General features: G+C 75.1%; 2 protein-coding genes. Both read right to left on the bottom strand.

Annotated features, from left to right (window positions below; translation table 11 throughout):
- Positions 1–109 precede the first annotated feature (109 nt).
- Positions 110–2,977 carry a 2Fe-2S iron-sulfur cluster-binding protein gene (locus ABQ292_RS26230; RefSeq protein WP_369210640.1) on the bottom strand — a complete coding sequence of 956 codons (2,868 nt, stop codon included), beginning with the start codon at positions 2,975–2,977 and terminating at the stop codon, positions 110–112.
- The gene (locus ABQ292_RS26235) at positions 2,978–3,253 is read right to left on the bottom strand and encodes a sarcosine oxidase subunit delta (RefSeq protein WP_369210641.1); all 276 of its coding nucleotides are present in this window, start codon (positions 3,251–3,253) and stop codon (positions 2,978–2,980) included.
- Positions 3,254–3,287: the final 34 nt, after the last annotated feature.

The raw sequence follows: 3,287 nt of genomic DNA on the forward strand, positions 1-3,287 counted from the left end.
CCGGACGTCGGCCATGGCGACGTACGGCTCGACGGTGATCGACACCGCGCCGGGCAGCGCCTGGAACGCCGGGACCCACGCCTGCAGCGGGTGGGTGCGGGTGAGCTGGTCAGCCATCGCGGCGGGCTCCTTCGGGGTCGACCAGCACCGAGCCGGTGACCTCGACCGGCACCAGGGTGCCGCCCACGGGCACGTGCACGGTCTGCCCGATCCGCTCCCGGCCGCCCGTGAGCAGGGCCAGGGCGAAGGGGCGGGCGAGCTCGGCGCTGCGGTAGCTGGAGGTGACGTGACCGAGCATCGGCACCGGCGGCGGCGGCAGCTGGCCGTCGGCGGCGAACTCCACGATCTGCGAGCCCTCGGGCAGCACGGTGGCCCGGTCCAGCGGCAGCAGCCCGACCAGCTGCTTGCGCCGCGGGTCGGCGTTGGCCGGGCGGGTGAAGGAGCGCTTGCCGATGAAGTCGGGCTTCTTCTTCGACACCGCCCACGCCATCCCCAGGTCGTGCGGGGTGACGGTGCCGTCGGTGTCCTGCCCGATGATCGGATAGCCCTTCTCCGCGCGCAGCACGTGCATGGTCTCGGTGCCGTAGGCGGTGATGCCGTAGGGCCGGCCGGCCTCGACCAGCCGCTGCCACACCGCGGCCGCGTACCAGGAGTTGACGTAGACCTCGTAGGCCAGCTCGCCGGAGAAGCTGATCCGGGCCAGCCGCACCGGCACCCCGGCCAGGGTGGTGTCCCGCCAGGTCATGAACGGGAACGCCGCGGTGGAGACGTCGACCTGGGGGAAGACCGCGCCGATGACGTCGCGCGAGCGCGGCCCGACGACGGGGAAGGTGGCCCACTGCTCGGTGACCGAGGTGCAGTGCACCCGCAGCTCGGGCCACTCGGTCTGCAGCCACTCCTCCATCCAGTCCAGGATCTTCGCCGCGCCGCCGGTGGTGGTCAGCACCAGGAAGCGGTCCTCGGCCAGCCGCAGCACGGTGCCGTCGTCGATGACCATGCCATCGACACCGCACATCACGCCGTAGCGCACCGCGCCGACCTTCAGGCTGCTGATCAGGTTGGTGTAGAGCCGGTCGAGCAGCACGGCGGCGTCCGGGCCGCAGACGTCGATCTTGCCCAGGGTGGAGCCGTCCAGGATCCCCACCGAGGAGCGCACCGCGGCGCACTCGCGCAGCACCGCGGCGGCCATGTCCTCCCCGGGCCGCGGGTAGTACCGCGGCCGCTTCCACTGCCCGACGTCTTCGAACACCGCGCCGGCGGCGACGTGCCAGTCGTGCACCGGGGTGACCCGCTCGGGGTCGAACAGCCGGCCGCGGTCGCGGCCGGCCAGCGCGGCGAAGGCGACCGGGGTGTAGGGCGGGCGGAAGGTGGTGGTGCCGGTGTCCTGCACCGGGATCCCGAGCAGCTCGGCGGTGATCCCCGAGGTCAGCACGCCGGAGGTCTTGCCCTGGTCGTGCGCGGTGCCGATGGTGGTGTACCGCTTGACGTGCTCGATGGAGCGCAGCCCGGCGCCGACCGCGCGGGCGATGTCGGCGACCGTGGCGTCGCGCTGCAGGTCGACGAACGAGGTGCTGCCGTCGGCGCCGGAGGTGTCCGGCACCCGCCACAGCACCAGCGGCGCGGTCGGGACGACGGGGTCCGGGGCGGCGGGCAGCCGGTCCTCCCCCGCCGGCGGGATCGTCAGTGCCGTCAGCGCGGCGCGCGCTCCGCGCTGCCCGTCGGCCAGGCACCCGGCCAGGTCGAACACGCCGGCGGCCGAGCCGGCGACCGTCAGGCCGTCGAGCGCCTCCCCGGGGAGGAACGCGCCGAGGGCCTCGTCGTAGCGGAGCCGGCCGCGGGCCTGGCTGTACAGGTGCACCGCGGGGTTCCAGCCCCCGCTGACCAGGAGCAGGTCGCAGGCGATCGCGCTGCTGGCGCCGACCTCTCCGTCCACGAACGGGGCGACGAGGGCGTGCGTGACCCGATCGACGCCCTGCGTGCCGGTCGCGACGGCACCGGACAGGACGCGGATGCCTGCGTGCTCGCACTCCTCACGGCGCGGCGAGCCCTCCGGCCGGGCGTCGACCACCGCCTGCACCTGCACTCCCGCGCGGTGCAGGTCGAGGGCGGCGGCGTAGGCGCTGTCGTTGGTGGTGAAGACGACGGCCTCGGAGCCGGCCCGCACGCCGTAGCGGTGCAGGAACGTCCGCGCGGCGCCGGCCAGCATGGTCCCGGGCCGGTCGTTGTCGGCGAACACGACCGGGCGCTCGTGCGCGCCGGTCGCCACGACGATCGAGCGGGCGCGGAGGCGCCACACCCGCTGCCGGGACAGGTGGCGGGGCGCGGCGCCGCCGAGGTGGTCGGTGCGCCGCTGCAGCGCCAGGACGAAGCCGTCGTCGTAGAGCCCGAAGGCCGTGGTGCGCTGCAGGTGCAGCACCTCCGGGGCGGCGGCCAGCTCGGCCACCGCGGCCGCCACCCAGTCCACGGCGGGGGCGCCGTCGAGCTCGTCGGCGGTCCCCAGCAGCGCGCCGCCGGCCTCGGCCTGCTCGTCGACCAGCGCCACCCGGGCGCCGGCCCGGGCGGCGGTGAGCGCGGCGGCCAGCCCGGCCGGGCCGGCGCCGATGACGAGCACGTCGACGTGGTGGTGCACCGCGTCGTAGCGGGCCGAATCGGGCACGTCGGCCAGGCGCCCCTGCCCGGGCAGCCCGGAGGCGACCAGCCCGTCGTGCAGCTCGACGGTGGTGGCCAGCAGCATCGGCTCGGGAAAGGGCTCCTCGACCTGCACCAGGCCGCCCGGGTCCTCGGCCCAGGCCGCGGCGATGCCACGCGGGCGGCCGAGCTTGACGCTGGTGGCGACCGAGTGCCGGCCGGCGGCCAGCAGCGCCGAGGCCAGCGTGTCACCGGGATGACCGGCGTAGGACCGCCCGTCGAAGGTGAACGTCAGGTCGGTGCCGCGGTCGACGCGGCCGCCCTCGGCGGTGCGGAAGGGACTGCTCACTCAGATCACCGGCCGGGGCTCGTCGGGGCGGTAGACGGACGCGAAGCGGTAGGTGGTGGTGTCGCGGATCGCGTTGAACCAGCGGCGGCAGCCGGCGGAGTGGCACCAGCGCTCGGCGAAGCGGCCCTTGGGGTTGGCGCGGAAGAACACGTAGTGCGCCCACTGCTCGTCATCGAGGGCGGCGGGGTCCTCGGGGTAGGGGACGTGGGCCTGGCCGCCGTAGGCGAACTCGACCTCCTCGCGCGGGCCGCACCAGGGGCAGCTGATCAGTTGCACGGGTCTCTCCGGTCGGTGGGCGGTGTCAGTGGGC

This window comes from Geodermatophilus maliterrae (assembly GCF_041018925.1).
Taxonomy (GTDB): Bacteria; Actinomycetota; Actinomycetes; order Mycobacteriales; family Geodermatophilaceae; genus Geodermatophilus; species Geodermatophilus maliterrae.